Origin of the sequence: Psychromarinibacter sediminicola (genome assembly GCF_029168335.1) — a bacterium.
GTDB classification, from domain to species: Bacteria; Pseudomonadota; Alphaproteobacteria; order Rhodobacterales; family Rhodobacteraceae; genus Psychromarinibacter; species Psychromarinibacter sediminicola.
In genome coordinates this window covers 22,350-37,898 of record NZ_JARGYC010000024.1, presented here as the reverse complement: position 1 = coordinate 37,898, position 15,549 = coordinate 22,350, and the positions used below count along the sequence as shown (strand labels likewise).

Annotated in this window: 14 protein-coding genes; 2 read left to right on the top strand and 12 right to left on the bottom strand. The window is 66.9% G+C overall.

What is annotated here, in order from left to right; all coding sequences use genetic code 11:
• Nucleotides 1-19: 19 nt before the first annotated feature.
• Nucleotides 20-664 carry a DsbA family protein gene (locus P1J78_RS10900; RefSeq protein ID WP_275567380.1) on the bottom strand — a complete coding sequence of 215 codons (645 nt, stop codon included), beginning with the start codon at nucleotides 662-664 and terminating at the stop codon, nucleotides 20-22.
• A gap of 59 nt (nucleotides 665-723) precedes the next feature.
• The gene (locus P1J78_RS10895; protein ID WP_275567379.1) at nucleotides 724-1,335 is read right to left on the bottom strand and encodes an NAD(P)-dependent oxidoreductase; all 612 of its coding nucleotides are present in this window, start codon (nucleotides 1,333-1,335) and stop codon (nucleotides 724-726) included.
• Between the two features lie 174 nt (nucleotides 1,336-1,509).
• Between P1J78_RS10895 and P1J78_RS10890 the strand changes: the two genes are divergently transcribed.
• Complete coding sequence (locus tag P1J78_RS10890; protein ID WP_275567378.1) at nucleotides 1,510-1,893, top strand: winged helix-turn-helix transcriptional regulator; 384 nt, start codon at nucleotides 1,510-1,512, stop codon at nucleotides 1,891-1,893.
• Between the two features lie 415 nt (nucleotides 1,894-2,308).
• Here P1J78_RS10890 and P1J78_RS10885 read toward each other — a convergent pair whose 3' ends face one another.
• The 7 genes from P1J78_RS10885 to P1J78_RS10855 all read right to left on the bottom strand — a co-directional run bounded on the left by P1J78_RS10885 (nucleotide 2,309) and on the right by P1J78_RS10855 (nucleotide 11,014).
• On the bottom strand, nucleotides 2,309-3,697 hold the full coding sequence (locus tag P1J78_RS10885; protein WP_275567377.1) for an FAD-dependent oxidoreductase: 1,389 nt from the start codon (nucleotides 3,695-3,697) through the stop codon (nucleotides 2,309-2,311).
• A gap of 111 nt (nucleotides 3,698-3,808) precedes the next feature.
• Nucleotides 3,809-5,209, bottom strand: a complete 1,401-nt coding sequence (locus P1J78_RS10880) for an FAD-dependent oxidoreductase (RefSeq protein ID WP_275567376.1) — start codon at nucleotides 5,207-5,209, stop codon at nucleotides 3,809-3,811.
• A gap of 28 nt (nucleotides 5,210-5,237) precedes the next feature.
• Nucleotides 5,238-6,239, bottom strand: a complete 1,002-nt coding sequence (locus tag P1J78_RS10875) for an ABC transporter ATP-binding protein (protein ID WP_275567375.1) — start codon at nucleotides 6,237-6,239, stop codon at nucleotides 5,238-5,240.
• Nucleotides 6,236-7,324 (bottom strand): ABC transporter ATP-binding protein, encoded by a 1,089-nt coding sequence (locus tag P1J78_RS10870; RefSeq protein ID WP_275567374.1) that lies wholly within the window; start codon nucleotides 7,322-7,324, stop codon nucleotides 6,236-6,238. The genes P1J78_RS10875 and P1J78_RS10870 overlap by 4 nt, the downstream gene beginning before the upstream one ends.
• 192 nt (nucleotides 7,325-7,516) lie before the next feature.
• Nucleotides 7,517-8,353, bottom strand: coding sequence for an ABC transporter permease (locus tag P1J78_RS10865; RefSeq protein WP_275567373.1), 837 nt, complete (start codon nucleotides 8,351-8,353; stop codon nucleotides 7,517-7,519).
• A 36-nt stretch (nucleotides 8,354-8,389) separates the two neighbouring features.
• Nucleotides 8,390-9,340 (bottom strand): ABC transporter permease, encoded by a 951-nt coding sequence (locus tag P1J78_RS10860; RefSeq protein ID WP_275567372.1) that lies wholly within the window; start codon nucleotides 9,338-9,340, stop codon nucleotides 8,390-8,392.
• A 69-nt stretch (nucleotides 9,341-9,409) separates the two neighbouring features.
• Nucleotides 9,410-11,014 (bottom strand): ABC transporter substrate-binding protein, encoded by a 1,605-nt coding sequence (locus P1J78_RS10855; protein WP_275567371.1) that lies wholly within the window; start codon nucleotides 11,012-11,014, stop codon nucleotides 9,410-9,412.
• Nucleotides 11,015-11,236: 222 nt separating this feature from the next.
• Here P1J78_RS10855 and P1J78_RS10850 point away from each other — a divergent pair, with 222 nt between their 5' ends.
• Complete coding sequence (locus tag P1J78_RS10850) at nucleotides 11,237-12,472, top strand: citrate synthase (protein WP_275567370.1); 1,236 nt, start codon at nucleotides 11,237-11,239, stop codon at nucleotides 12,470-12,472.
• A gap of 179 nt (nucleotides 12,473-12,651) precedes the next feature.
• Here P1J78_RS10850 and P1J78_RS10845 read toward each other — a convergent pair whose 3' ends face one another.
• The 3 genes from P1J78_RS10845 to P1J78_RS10835 are packed head-to-tail and all read right to left on the bottom strand — an operon-like array spanning nucleotide 12,652 to nucleotide 15,527.
• Complete coding sequence (locus tag P1J78_RS10845) at nucleotides 12,652-13,737, bottom strand: ABC transporter ATP-binding protein (protein ID WP_275567369.1); 1,086 nt, start codon at nucleotides 13,735-13,737, stop codon at nucleotides 12,652-12,654.
• A gap of 3 nt (nucleotides 13,738-13,740) precedes the next feature.
• Entirely contained in the window at nucleotides 13,741-14,526 is a 786-nt protein-coding gene (locus tag P1J78_RS10840; RefSeq protein WP_275567405.1) for an ABC transporter permease, read from the bottom strand.
• Between the two features lie 14 nt (nucleotides 14,527-14,540).
• A complete protein-coding gene (locus tag P1J78_RS10835) occupies nucleotides 14,541-15,527 on the bottom strand; it encodes an ABC transporter permease (protein ID WP_275567368.1) in 987 nt (328 codons plus the stop codon).
• Nucleotides 15,528-15,549 lie beyond the last annotated feature (22 nt).

Here is a 15,549-nt window from a genome sequence, read left to right as displayed (position 1 = left end):
TCTCGGGTCCTTCTCCGGCTCAGGCGGCGCGCAGCGCCGCGATCAGCGAGTCGGCCTGGCCGTAGAGCGCGTTCGAGCTGACGACGCGGGCCTCCGCCCCCTCGCCCAGCACGAGGGTCGGCACGCCCCTGGCGCCGAAACGGCGCATCTCCGCCTGCGCGGCCTCGATCCGATTCCGATTGACGGCCAGCAGGTCTTCATCGGGATCGGCAAGGCGCCCGGCCGCCGCATCCAGCCCCAGATCTGTCAGCACGGCGCCGACGACCGCGGCGTCGCCGTTGTTGCGCCCGTCGACATAGCGGGCGCGCTGGATGGCGGTCAGCGCCTCGAACTCCCGCTCGGGCGCGGTCAGGGACACCGCCGTCAGCGCCAGGGTGGCGGGGCCGGAATCGACCGCCCCGGCACCGCTTTCCAGAACGTTGCGGCGATAGGCCTCGGTAAAGGCCTGGCCGGTGAGCCGGGCGATGCGCTGATCGGCCGCCCAGGCATGCGCGGCGAAACCGGCATTCATCGCGAAGGCCCCGGACCCGGCGAACAGCCCGGAGGGCCTTGCGGTGACGGTGATGTCGTCCTGCTGCATCAGCTTTTCGACGGACGGCGATGCGCCATAGCACCAGCCGCAGAGCGGATCGAAGAAATAGGTGAGGTGGATGGTCTCGGACATGGTTTTTCGGTTCTCGTTGGGGGGACGGGAACGGCGGCTTGCGCCCCCGCCCCGGGTCGTCAGTAGCCGACGGTGAAGCGCTGGCGGATGTGCTTGGGGTCTTCGACCTCGTCCACCATGGCGATGGCATAGTCCTCGAAGGAGATGCTCGACCCGGTCTCGGTGCTCAGCAATTCGTCCTTGCCGAGCCGGAACGTGCCGGTGCGTTCGCCGGGAACGAACATCGCCGAGGGCGACAGGAAGGTCCATTCGATATCGTCTTGGCCCCGCAGGTAGTCCAGCGTGGCGGCGCCGTTGGTGGCCTCTTCCTTGTAGGCCTCGGGGAAATCGGGCTGATCCAGAAGCCGCTGTCCCGGCGCCACCTCCAGGCTGGCGGCGCCGCCGACCACCAGATAGCGCGCGACACCGGCCTTGCGCAGGGCCTCGACGATGATCGAAAGATCGGTGCCGGTGAAGCGCAGCGCGCTGATCACGGCGTCATGCCCCTGCACCAGCCCGGCCAGCGACTCGGCGTCCTGGGCATCGCCCGCAATGGCCGTGGCGCCCGGCAGCGCGGCGATCTTTTCGGGGCTGCGGGCGATGGCGGTCACGTCGTGGCCGCGATCCGAGAGTTCCTTGAGAATGCGCGACCCGGCATTGCCGGACGCGCCGATGAGAGCGATTCTTGCCATTTTCAGTCCCTTTTCGGTGCGATGTCTGTTCTGATGGTGCCGATCTTCGACTAGGTCCAAGAAATAGACCTTTGCCGTTGCCGGTACTTATTGTATCGAGACCGCGCCGCAAGACGTCATTTTCGGATGATCAGGTCACCGCCGGATGACCGTCCAGCCAAGGAGCGCCCCGCAATGAACCAGGACGACCTCGTTCCAATTCCCTTCGTGTTCGAACAGCCCTGTCCGATCCGCGATGTCCTCGACAGGATCGGGGATCAATGGAGCCTGCTCGTGTTGCAGGTGCTGGAGCACGGAACCATGCGGTTCAGCGCGATCCACCGCGCGATCGGCGATATCTCCAAGCAGATGCTCTCGAAAACGCTGAAGCATCTGGAGGAAGACGGGTTTATCAGGCGCACGCTTTACCCCGAGGTTCCGCCGCGCGTGGAATACGACCTCACCGATCTCGGCCGCTCCTTTCTCGTGCCGATGAAGCAGCTCACCCTCTGGGCCGACGAGAACCACCGCGCCATCTGCGAGGCGCGCGAGAAGCATGCCGACCGGGCGGGCGCATGAGCGTTCTCGTAGAAACGTGTCCGGTAACAGGTTTCGCTGACCTGGTCGCATGACAGTATCCCGATCCGGTTCCGACCCCGCCGAATCCCGCGCGACCGGGCCCAGGCCAGAAGCGGGTCCGAGCGGAAGCACAGAATGACGTGGAGGATGCCAGACGCCGATGCGGTCAAATCGGTGAGACCCGGTCTTCGTTGGGCCAGGAACGCTGTCCCAAGTCCATGGACGGTTGGGATCGGGTCATGGCGGGGCGCGACGGACGCCCCTGCCCCGCCTCGCGCCGCGTTCCTCTTGGTCGCCGCCGAGTTGATGCAACGACCCCGGAGGGCCGGCAGGAAGACCTGCCGGGGTCCGGCGACCAAGATGCGCAGGCGAGTTGCACGCCCTACGGACATGCCGAAGCGGCACGACGCCATTCCTACGAAATGCCGTCCAGCACGGCGCCCTGCTCCTTCAGCAGCGTCCGCAGACCTGCCAGGTTTATCCCGCGCAGATCCGACACCGAACCGGGCTCGCTCAGCATGGCCGCGGCGGTGCCCGCAGCCTGCCCCATCGCCATGCAGGAGCCCATCGCGCGCGCGGTGCTGTGCGCCTCTCTGTCGGCCGACAGGCTGCGGCCGGCCACAAGCAGGTTGCGGGCGTCGCGCGCGACGAGGCATCCGAACGGGATGTCATACGACCCGCCGTCCTTGACATTCTCGCGTCTGTGGCCGGCGGTGTCGTGGACATCGAGTTCGTGACATCCCTTCGCCACCCCGTCCTCGCTCTTCTTGCCGGACAGCACGTCGGCGCCGGTCAGGACATAGTCGCCCACGACCTGGCGCGTCTCACGGATACCGACGAACGGGTCGATGGCGGACAGGCCCGCCTCCTCGAACCCGGGCAGGCTGCGTTGCAGGAAGTCGGCGCACATGGATATCTGCTCGTGCAGGCTGTCGAAGGCGACGCCCTCGCGCGCGATCTCGGTCGCGTCCACGTCGGGGACCACGGTCGTGTGGATGCTGACCTCGCGGCGTGCCGTGGAGGTCGGAGACACGGCGACCCAGGATGTGGGATACATCCGCCCGTCGGCGACCGCATCGCGCAGGAGCGGGCCATCGGAGGTCAGCAGCACCTTTGGCTGCCCCTGTTTCACCAGGCCGGCAATGGCGGCGGCCGCGTCCTCGGCAAATCCCGGATACTCCATCGCGCCGAAGTTCTCCGGTGCGCTCTTGACGAAATCGAGCAGCCGCCCGGTGTCGACGCCCGACATGCGGAACAGGAGCGACTCGGACTGCGCCGATCCGTTCGCGGCGTCGCTCACCATCATCTCGCAGCCCATCGCGACGGCGATGTCGCCATCGTCCGTCGCGTCGATCACCGTCTTCGCGCGAATGAAGGTGCGGCCACGCTTGTTGCGGACGACGACCCCCTGGATCCGGCCGTCATCGTCGACGACGGCCTGGTCGGTGAAAGTGTACATCAGCACCTGGACATCGGCGCGCGAGACCAGGTCGATCGCGGCCAGCTTGGCCGCCTCCGGGTCGATGCAGACCAGGTTCAGCGCGCGATAGTCGCAGACCGGGCCGATATATCCGTCGTACTTCTCGCAGGCGGCAAAGAAGTCGCGGGCAAAGCCACCCACCGCCCACTCCCCCCGCGCGGTCAGGCAGCCGTCCACGGGGGCGCCATAGTTGAGCTCGCCGCCCAGGATCGGGCCGGCGTTCACCAGAATCGTCCGCGCGCCGTTCCGCGCAGCCGTCGTCGCCGCCGCGATGCCGGCGGCCCCGCCGCCCACGACCAGAACGTCGGTCTCAGTCTCTGTCATTTGCCAGTTCATCTTGTGTTATCCTTGTTGGAGTCGTGCCGAAGCGCTCTAACGTCTTGATTTCGCATGCCCGGGGAGCCCGAAGCCCGGCCCCGCTCTTGGGCGGCATGGCTAGTGCGTGCCGTCCAGGATCGCGCCCTGCGACACCAGCCGGTCGCGCAGGGCGGGCAGCGGGACATCGCCCAGGACCGGTTTCGGCACGTTGCTTTCGCAGACCATCGCCGCGGCGGTGCCGACGGCCTGCCCCATCGCGATGCAGGTGCCCATGACGCGGGCGGAGCCATGCGCGACACGGTCCGCCGACAGGCAGCGTCCGGCGACGCCCATGTTCTCGATCCCCTTCGGCAGCAGGCAGCCCAGCGGAATGTCATAGGACCCGCCGTCGCGGACCGGGCGGCGAAGCTGATCGGTCCCGTCGCCGTGGACATCGACGTGATGCCCGCCCTTGGCGACGCCGTCGTCGCGCTTGACCGCGTTCAGCACGTCGTCGCCTTGCAGCGTTTCCTCGCCGACGATCCGCCGCGTTTCACGGATGCCGATGCGCGGCGCGATGCCGGCAAAGGCGGCCTCCTCGAAGCCCGGCACCCGTTTCTGAACGAAGCTCTGACAGTTCCACACCTGGTCGATCAACGACGGCATCGTCGCGCTGAGCGCGCCGGTATCGGTGGCGTCCACATTGGCGACCCGGGTGGAGTTGATCGCGACGACACGCAGGTCGGCCGAAACCGGGATCACCGCCAGCAGAGCGGTGGGATACAGCTCTCCCTCGGCGATGGATTTCGACATCAGCGGGCCGTCCGCCTTCAGGAAGACCTTGGGATAGCCCAGCGCGATCAGCTCGCGCAGGCATTCCTCGCGGGACTTGTTCAGCCACTCGTTTTCGCCCAGCGCCAGATTGTCGGGATGGTCCCGCGCGAAATCCAGCAGCCTCCCGGTATCGACGCCCGCCATCCGGAACACCATCGACACCGGCTGGAATACGCCCTTGCCGTCGCCGCGCTGATAATCGGCTCCGGCCCCCGCGGCCACGTCGCCGTCGCCCGAGCAGTCGAGGAAGATGTCCGCGGTGATCAGCGTGCGCCCCGACTTGTTCAGAACGACGATGCCGGTGACCCGGTCGCCATCGGTCACCACCTCGTCCACGAAGCTGTTGAGCAGCAGCTTGGCGCCGTCCTCGCGCAGGCGATGAGCGACGGCGAGCTTCATCCGCTCGGGATCCACGCAGACCACCCAGATCGTCCGCCAGTCGAAGAAGGCGCCGACGAAGCCGCCCATCTTCTTGAGATCGTCCAGCAGGGAATTCAGAAAGCCGCCGACAATCCACTCGCCCCGGGTGTTGAGACAGCCGTCGATGGGGATGCCCGACAGCAATTCGCCGCCGACCATGGGCCCGGCATCGACCAGAAGCGTGTCCGCACCGTTGGAGGCGGCCGCCGAGGCCGCCGCGATCCCTGCGGAACCTCCACCGATCACGACGACATCGTGATGTCGATGAGAGAGTGAATTGGACATGTCTTTCTCCTTGATTTCATACATTCGTTCAGACGGATGCGGGGGTCGCCGCCGGGTCGGCGAAATGGCAGGCGATCCGGTGGCCACCGCCGGTTTCGTTCAGCTGCGGTCGCGTCGCGGTGCATTCCGGAGGGTCGCCGAGGCTCGCGCGCAGGGGACAACGGGTGCTGAAACAGCACCCGCTCGGCGGATTTTCCGGGCTGGGCAGCTCGCCCTTCAGGATGGTCCGGCTGCGCTGCCGCTCCTTGACCGGATCGGGCAGCGGCACGGCCGACAGGAGCGACCGGGTATAGGGATGGCCGGGCCGCGTGTAGAGGTCGGCCTTGTCCGCGATCTCGACGATGCGGCCCAGATACATGACCGCGACGCGATCGGCGATGTGGCGCACGACCGAGAGATCGTGCGCGATGAAGATCATCGCGACCTGCAGCGAGCGGCGCAGCTCGGCGAGCAGGTTGATGACCTGCGCCTGGATCGACACGTCGAGCGAAGAGATCGGCTCGTCCGCGACGATCAGGGCCGGGTCCAGCGCCAGCGCGCGCGCGATCGCGATCCGCTGCGCCTGACCGCCCGAGAACTGGTGCGGATAGCGGCCGGCGGCCTCGGGGGCCAGCCCGACCAGCCGCAGCAGCTCGGCGACCCGCGCGCGCCGCCCCTGCCGATCCAGCAGGCCATGGATCTCCAGCGGTTCGGCCAGCAGGCGCCCCACCTTCATCCGGGGGTCGAGCGAGCCGCGCGGATCCTGGAATATCATCTGCATACGCCGCCGCAGCGGCAGCAGGGCATGCGGCGACAACCCGGTGACCTCCGTCCCTTCGAACCGGATGGAGCCGGAGCTGACCCGGTTGATGCGTAGCACCGCCCGCCCCACCGTGGACTTGCCCGAGCCGGATTCCCCCACCAGCCCCAGGATCTCGCCGGGCCGCAGGTCGAAGCTGACGCCGTCGACCGCCTTGACGGCGCCGAACGACACCCGCAGGTCGGTCACCTGCAGCAGCGGCGCCGCATCATGTGTGCCGGTCCCGCTCATGACTCGGTCCCCGCCATGGCCGAGGCGGCGCGGATGTCGGCGACGATCCGGGGATCGCCGGTATCCTCGCGCCAATCGGTTCCGATCAGCCAGCCGCCTTCGGGGACATCCTGCGCGCCCCAGCAGCGGACCCGGTGCGTGCCGCCATCCGGGGCCGCACGAAGATCGGGCATGCGGCTTTGGCAGATCTCCCGCCGATACGGGCAGCGCGACGCGAAGCGGCAGCCGGGGGGCGGCGCGGCCAGATCGGGCGGCAGCCCCTCGATGGGCGTCAGATCCTCGGTCAGCGGGGCGTCGAGGCTGGGGGCCGAGCGCAGCAGGCCCCAGGTATAGGGCATCGCCGGCGCGGCGAAGAGCGCGTCGGTCTCCGCCTCTTCGATGATCTGTCCGGCATACATGACATAGACCCGCCGCGTCATGCCGGCGACGACGCTGAGATCGTGGGTGATCAGCAGGGTCGCGGTGTTCAGCCGCTCCGACAGCGCATGCAGCAGATCGAGGATCTGCGCCTGCAGGGTCACGTCCAGGGCCGTCGTGATCTCGTCGGCCAGCAGAAGCCGCGGCTCGCAGGACAGGGCCATGGCGATCATCACCCGCTGCCGCATCCCGCCCGACAGCTGATGCGGGAACCATGTCATCCGCTCTTCGGGAACCGGAATGCCCACCATCGACAAGAGCTCGATGACCCGTGCCCTCATCGCGGCGCGGTCCAGGTCGGTATGGGCCGCGAGATACTCGGTGATCTGATCGCCCACCGTCATCACCGGGTTCAGCGAGGTCATCGGATCCTGAAAGACCATCGCCACGTCGCCGCCCTGGATCCGGCGCATCTCGGCTTCCGGCAGGTCCAGGACATTGCGGTCGTTCAGCCGGATCTCGCCGGGGCCATAGCGGGCGACCTTGTCCGGCAACAGCCGCAGGATCGACCGCACGGTTGCGGATTTCCCGCAGCCGGATTCGCCGACCAGGCCGACGGTCTCGCCCTCGTTCACCACCAGGTCCACGCCGTCGACGGCCTGCACCGTGCCGCGCCGGGTCCGGAAGCCGAGATGGAAATCGGTTATTTGCAGCAAGGGAGCGCTCATGCCGGCCTCCCTTTCGCCGAGCCCATCCCGTGCCGTTCGCCGACCGGCTTTTCCTTCGCCGCCGCATGATATCCGGTCGGACCGGACCCGCGGCCCCGCCGTGTCATCGCCGGATCGAACACCGTCGTGGTGACGGTCGCTAACTGAACGCTCATTGTCTTGCTCCATCGTGGGCTTCCGGCTCAGTCGAAGTCATGAGATCGCAGTGCGCAGATCGCGCAGGTCCCGGATCGCGTCGCCCATCAGCGACAGGCCCAGAACCGTCAAAAAGATCGCGAGGCCGGCGAAGAAGGAGATCCAGGGCGCCACCTCGATGTAGCCGAAGCCGCCGCGCAGGATCGCGCCCCAGCTCGCCGTGGGCGGCTGCACCCCGAGCCCCAGAAAGGACAGCCCGGCTTCGGTCAGCATCGCGAGACCGACATGCAGCGTGGCCATGGCGAGGATCGGTCCCGTCACGTGCGGCCAGACATGGCTGAAGATGATCCGCGGCACCCGGGCGCCCATCGCCTGTGCCGCGACGACGAAATCGCGTTCGCGCACCGACAGGACCTGGCTGCGCGTCAGGCGGGCAAAGACCGGCATGTCGCCGATGGCGATGGCGATGATGATCGTCGTCAGGCTCGGGCCGAGGGCCGCCATGATCCCCAGCGCCAGAAGGACCGACGGAAAGGCCAGGATCGCGTCGACCAGGCGCATGATCGCTTCGTCCAGAATGCCGCGCGAGTATCCCGCCGCCAGCCCCAACAGCGAGCCGACGGTCACCGCGAACCCGACCGCGGCGATGCCGACGACGATGGCGATGCGGCTGCCGTGGATGATCCGGGACAGCAGATCGCGGCCCAGGTGATCGGTGCCCAGCCAGTGTGCGCTCGACGGCGGCTCCAGGACGGCGTCGTAGTCCTGGGAATAGGGGCTGTAGGTCGTTATGACGTCGGCGAAGATCGCCAGGAACAGCGCCCCCGCCACGAGGACCAGCGCCAGAATCCGCAGCGGCGAAGACAGGAAATCCCGGACCATGTAACCGCTCATGTGCCTTTTTCCTCTTTGCGATGTGTCGGGAAGGGATCAGTCGTAGCGGATCCGCGGATCGAGCCGTGCGTAGATCAGGTCTGTGACCAGGTTCGCGGTCAGCACGATGGTGGCGAACAGCAGCATCACCGCCTGCAGCATCGTGAAGTCGCGGAAGAAGATCGAATCCACCGCCAGCCGCCCCAGCCCCGGCAGCGAGAAGACCACCTCGACGGTGGCCGCACCGGCCAGCGTATGCCCCATCTGAAGCCCGATCACCGTCACCACCGGCAGCAGCGCGTTGCGCAGCGCATGACGATAGATGACGCGACGCTCGGTGATCCCCTTGCTGCGGGCGGTGATGATGTAATCCTCGCCCAGCACCTCGAGGACCGAGGTCCGGACCTGTCGGATCGTCACGCCGAACAGCGCGGTCGCCAGTGCAACGGCCGGCATCAGCATCAGCCGGATGGATTGCACCGGATCCTCCCACAGGGGGACATAGCCCGAGGGGGGCAGCCAGCGCAGCCATACGGCGAAGACCAGGATCAGCATGATCCCCAGCCAGAAGCCCGGAATGGCAATACCGCCGAGCGCGAAGACCGTGCTTGCCGCATCGACCCAGGTGTTGTGGTGCACCGCAGCCGCGACACCGACCGGCACCGCGATGATGATCGCGATCAGCATCGCCATGAAGGCCAGTTGAAAGGTCGGGCCGGCGCGGCGGAGAAGGGCCGGCCCGATCTCCTCCTTGGTGCGCAGCGACACGCCCAGATCGCCGGTCAGGACGCCACTGATCCAGTCGAAATAGCGCACCGCCAGAGGCTTGTTCAGGCCGAGCCGCTCGCGCAGCGCCTCGTAGGCCTCGGGGTCAAGACCGCCGTCTTCGCCAAGAACCGCTGCCGCCGTGTCGCCTGGCAGGACAAAGACGATCAGGAAGGTGATGACGCTCACCAGAAACAGGACGACCAGGGCGGTCAGCAACCGCCGCCAAAGATACCGTGACATGGGAGATCCGCCGTGTGCCGAGGGACGGCACGGCGGAACCACGCCGTGCCGTCGTCGGATAGGTTGGGTTTATTGCTCGAGCCAGACGTAACGCATGTTCTGGCCGTAGCTACGCTCGATGTTGTGCAGCTTCTTCGAGTAGCCCAGCACGATCGGCCTGCGATACGCTATGATGTGAAAGGCGTCCTCGTACATGATCCGCTGCATTTCGCGGTAGATGTCGGCCCGCTCGGCCGTGCTCGTCGCCATCTCCGCCTCGTCCCACAGCGCATCGACCTCGGGCTTGAAGTAACGCGCCCAGTTGGACGAGCTTTCCGAGTCGGTCTGGCGCCGCATCAGCGGGTCGATATTCGCCGTGTTGCCGTGCGACAGCGCCTCGAAGTTGCCGGAGCGGCCCGCATCCACCCAGGGCGTGCGGTCCATGACCGAGATCTTCAGACGGATGCCGACTTCGCCCAGCATCGCCTGCATGATCTCCAGCGGCTGCACGTCGAGCGGGCGGTTGGGAACCTTGACCTCCAGGTCGATCCCGTCGGCGTAACCGGCCTCGGCCAAGAGCGCCTTGGCCTTTTCCGGGTTGTATTCGTAATGCGGCAGACTCTCGTCATAGCCGGGCACACCCGGATACCAGCCCCAGTAGTAATGCGGCTCCGCCTCGCCGCCGACCACCTTGGCAATCGCTTCGCGGTTGATCGCGTACTGGACCGCCTGGCGCAGACGCACGTCGTGGGCAAAGGGCGAGTCCGAGTCTGGATTCGAGGTGATGTAGAAGCTCGGATAGGCCTTGTCGCTGAGCGGAACCCTGTAGAGCCCGATGTCGGGCGAGTTGCGCAGGGCCGCCATATCCTGCGGCAGCAGCGTCGTGACATGAACCGTCCCGGCCCGCAGCTCCAGCGCCCCGACCGTCTGGTCGGGAATGAACCGGATCACCAGTTCGTCGGCATACGGCAGGGGCTCGCCGTCGACACCGGTCTGCCAGTGGTTCTCGACCGCTTCCAGCTCGAGCTTGTCGTCCGGCACCCATTCGACCACCCGGAACGGGCCGCTGCCCACCGGCGCGCGGGCAAAGGCCTCGTCGCCCATCTCCTCGACCGCCGTGGGCGAGACGAAATAGATGTTGGCCGGGTTCGCGGGCGACATCAGCACGTCGAACAGCGGCTGCGGGACGGAAAACTTCAGCCGCAGCGTGTGGTCGTCCACCACCGTCACATCGGTCAGGCTCTCGACCGTCTGCTTGCGCGTCGAGATCTCGTTGTCGCGCGCCCGTTCGAGGTTCCACTTTACGGCCTCGGCATCCAGCGGGGTTCCGTCGTGGAACGTCACGCCTTCGCGCAGCGTCAGTTCGATCTCGGTCGGGCTGAGCCGCTCGAAGGACGTGGCCAGGCCCGGCCCGATGTCATATCCCTCGCCGTCCTCCTGCGGCGGAATATAGGTGAAGAGCGAGTCGAAGATATTGCTCCAGGTGGATCCGACGATCGAGTTGGACAGGTGCGGATCCAGCGACGGCACCGCCAGCCATTCGGCGAGGACCACGGTGCCCCCGCGCTGAACGTCCTGCGCCTGCGCGACTGCGCCCACCCCGATGGCAAAGCTGGCGGCCAGCAAGGCGGCGCGGGCGCCCCTGGTCGCAATGCGTCTCGCTGCGACCGAAGCGTCGGTTACCAATAAAGTCATTGAACTCCTCCCAGTTGGTGGGGTGGCGGCGAGCCGTCGGCCCGCGTCGCGCCCCCGTTTCCGCCTCCGGCCTCGGCAGTCCTCCCTGCACGACGCCCCCGGCGGTATTCGAAGCATTGTCCGCGAAAAGTTAATCGTCAATAGTTGATCTTAAATCAACATTGAGCTGTAATGAGCTCCCAAGCGCTCGGCCGGGGCGCCGGACACAAGGCGGAAGGACTGATGAACGAGAACGAGGATACCCGCGGTCTGATGACTGCCGAGGAGGTCGCCCAGCGGCTGAACGTCAAACGGGCGACGGTCTATGCCTATGTCAGTCGCGGCCTGTTGCAGCGCAAGACGCTGGCCGGGATCGACGGCAGCCTGTTCGACGCCATGGAGGTGGAGCGTCTTGCAGGCCGCAGCCGCAAGGGGCGCCGGCCGGGGCGCACGACACCCACCTTCCGATCCGCCATCACCACGCTGCACAACGACGAATTCTACTATCGCGGCCACCGCGCCTGTCGCCTTGCCCGGACGGAGACGTTCGAGAACGTGGCGCATCTGTTGTGGCTCGACCGCCTGGACCTCGGCGACGGGTTCGTCCCGAACCGGCAGGTCGCCGAACGGCTCGCCCATTGGGGCAGCCTGCTTCCCGCCGAGACCCTGCCCTTCGACCGTGTCCGCGCATTCGTACCTTTGGCGGCAACGCTGGACCCGATGCGGCACGATCTGAACACGGCGTCCGTCGTCGACCGCGTGCCCGCGTTGATGGCCACGCTGGCCGCGGCGCTGGCCTCGTCGGAACAGCGCGGCACCCTACCCGATACGCGCTTCGGCTTCGCGCAATGGCTGTGGTCCGCCCTGTGCCCCGCGACGCCGAGCGAGTCGCAGCTCGAGGTTCTCAACGCCGCCCTGATCCTGACGGCCGACGCGGACGTGATGTCGCCGACCACGGTCGCGGCGCGCTATGCCGCATCGGTCGGCAGCGACATCTATTCGGTCATCGGTGCCGGGATGCACAGCAGCGGCGGCGCCGTGCAATACGCCTCGTCGCTCGCCATCGAATCCTATCTCGGCACGTTCGACGACCGCAGCATCGGCGAGATCGTGGGCGAGCGCCTGCGGCAGAGAGAGTCGATCCCGGGCTTCGGCCATCCCCGATTCAGCAAGGGCGACGCGCGCGCGGCCCTGATCCTGGAAAAGCTGGCCGGGGCCGGGTTTGCCTCCGACCGAGTGGACAAGCTGTCCGAGTTCCTCGAAATGCAGCACAAGCGCGGTCTGCCGGAGCCCAATATCGGCTTCGCGATCTCGGCACTGGCCTATGTCGCCAGGATGGTCCGCGGATCCGGAGACATGATCTTCGCCATCGGCCGCACGGCCGGATGGGCGGCCCATGCGATCGAGCAATACAACAACGAGCAGCCGCTTCCCCGCCCCCCGTCGCTCTATGTCGGCCACCCGCCCATGAGTGACTGACCGCGGGGATGGTGTCCCGCGGCGCGGCGTAGACGCGAAGGCGGGACACGGACATACATCGCGAGACGGATGATCCCGCGCGACGTCCTGACAGTATCTAGACGGGCCGGATCGGGGCGCTCTCGCGCCCGTCCCGCCGGGGCCGCAGACGTTGCGAACGACCGGGCCGGCCGCCGGGATCAGTCGGTCAGCATCGCCATGCTGTCCACGTCCCAGCCGATCCACACCGGATCGGACCCGACCCGTGCACCGGTTTCGGCGTCGACATAGGCCCGCAGCATCGCGTCTTCCACGTCGTCCACCGCGATCTCCATGGCCATTCGGCTGCCCAGGAACGTCTTGCCCACCACCCGGCCGCGGACCGCGTTCGGCATCTCCGGGCGCTCGGAATGGAACTGCAGCTTTTCCAGGCGCACCGAGGCGGTGATCGGCTCTCCCTGATCGGGGCTGCCCTGCGGCGCGAGACCGCGCAGGGTCTGGCCGTGCCAGTCCATGACGATCTTGTCGTCCTCTTTCCCCCGGACCCGGCCCGACAGCAGGTTGGTCTCGCCGATGAACTCGGCCACGAACCGGCTCGCGGGGCGGAAATACAGCTCTTCCGGCGTGCCGTCCTGCTCGACCCTGCCGTGGTTCAGGACGACGATGCGGTCGGACATGGTCAGCGCCTCTTCCTGGTCGTGGGTGACGAAGAAGAAGGTCTTGTGCGTGCGCCGCTGGATCGACTTGAGTTCCTGCTGCACCTGCCCGCGCAGCTTGGCGTCGAGCGCGCCCAGCGGTTCGTCCAGCAGCAGAAGCGCCGGGTCCGGCGCCAGGGCCCGCGCCAGCGCCACCCGCTGCCGCTGCCCGCCCGACAGCTGGATCGGATAGCGGCTGCCGTAACTCTCGAGTTCGAGAAAGGACAGGATCTCGTCCGAGCGGCGCTTGATCTCGGCCTTGCCCATGCCCTTCAGTTCCAGCCCGAACGACACGTTCTGCGCCACCGTCATGTGCGGGAACAGCGCGTAATCCTGGAACACCATGTTCACCTGGCGCTTTTCCGGCGGCTGGTTAGTGACATCCGCGCCGTCGAGGATCACCCGGCCGCGGGTCGGTCGCTCGAACCCGCCCAGGATGCGCAGGGTCGTGGACTTGCCGCAGCCCGACGGGCCGAGGAAGGTCACGAACTCGCCCCGCGCGATGTCCAGCGTCAGGTCGTCCAGCGCGACGGTCTCGCCGAAATGCTTGGTCAGACCCTCGATGCGGACCAGCGGTTCGGGATCGGTCATGTCTCAGCGTTCCTTGTTCATGCGTCGCGTGAAGCGCTCGGCCCAGAGGCCTATCGCGGCCGTCAGGACCAGCGCAACGGTGGCGATGGCGTTGATTTCGGGCGACATGCCCGAGCGCAGCATGGCGAAGATCATCACCGGCAGCGTCGGCTCGTAGCCACCCAGGAAGAACGAGCGGACGAAGTCGTCGAAGCTGAGCAGCAGGCAGAAGATCGACGCCCCCAGGATCGCCGGCACCAGGTAGGGCAGCGTGATCCGGAGAAAGGTGATCAGCGGATCGGCGCCCAGGTCGCGCGCCGCCTCGATCTGGCTTTTCGGCAGGGTCGACAGGCGCGCCATCACCACCAGCACCACGAAGGGCACGTTGTGAACGGCGTGGGCCCAGACGATGGCGCCCATGCCCGGCTCGATCCCCAGCCAGCGGGCGTAGATGCGAAAGGCGATGGCCGAGATGATGCCCGGCACCAGCGCCGGCAGGAGCGTCAGCCCGAAGGTCAGGCCGCGGCCGGCGAACTTGCGCCCCTCCAGCAGGACCGCGATCCAGGTTCCCACCAGGATCGAGATCAGCGTCGACAGCACCGCGATGGCGATGGAGTAGCCGAAGGTCGACAGCACCTCGGTATCGGCGAAGACGCCGGTATACCACTCCAGGGTCCAGGAGCGGATGGGAAAGCCGATGAACCGCGAGTCCTTGAAGCCCATCAGCACCATCAGGATCAGCGGCACGAAGACGTAGAGGACGAAGGCCCAGTAGATGCAGGCCAGGAAGATGCGGTTACCGCGGAACAGTTCGGGACGGTCGTTCATGCGCTCTCTCCCTTGCGCAGCATCTTCATCAGCCGCTGGAACACCGTGGTGATGATCAGCGCGGCGAGGAACATGATCGTGGCAAAGGCCGCGCCGGTGGGCCATTCGTCGCCCGCGACGTGGAAGAAACCGGCGATGGTTTCGGCGAAGACCGTCGTGGAGGGCCCGCCCAGCAGGACCGGCGTCGCATAGAACCCGGTGGAGATCAGGAAGACCAGCGTGCAGCCCGACGAGATCCCCTCGATCGTCAGCGGCAGCGAGACGCGGCGGAACCGCGTCCAGGCGCCCGCGCCAAGGTCGGCGGCGGCCTCGTTCATGCTCTGCGGCAGTTTCTCCAGCGCCGAGTAGAGCGGCAGCAGCATGTAGAGCGCCGTCAGATAGACGATGCCCACGCCCATGGAAAAGCTCGTGTACATGAACGGGATCGGCCGGTCGATCAGGCCCAGCGTCTTCAGCGCCAGGTTCACGGCGCCGGTATTGCCCAGAAGGATCATGATCGCGTAGGTGCGCACGATCTCGCCCACCCAGAACGGGATCAGCAGAAGCAGCAGGAACAGCATCTGGTTCTTGCGGCTGACATGCCGGGCCAGGAAATAGGCGACCGGATAGGTGATGATCAGCGTGCAGAAGGTGAACACGCCGGCAAAGGTCAGCGTCCGGAAGAACGGCATCCAGAAGATGCTGTCGCCGAAGAACCGGGCGTAATTGTCCAGCGTGAAGCTCTGCTCGACCCCGGGCGCCACCGGGTAGGCATCGGTCAGGCTGACGCGCAGCATCTGCAGCATCGGGCCCAGATGCTGGGTCAGCACCCAGAGGATCGGAAACGCCGCCAGGATCAGGAACTGCCGCCGCGGCGAGGCCGTCGTCAGCCGCATCAGCGCGTGGTACGGCCCCCACGCGGACAGCCGTCCCCAGAATGTGCGGTCGGCGGCCGTGCTCCCCGCGGACTGTCCGTCGCGCCGCGTGGATGCGTCATAGGTCATGCGGTCGTCTTTCGGAAGAAGC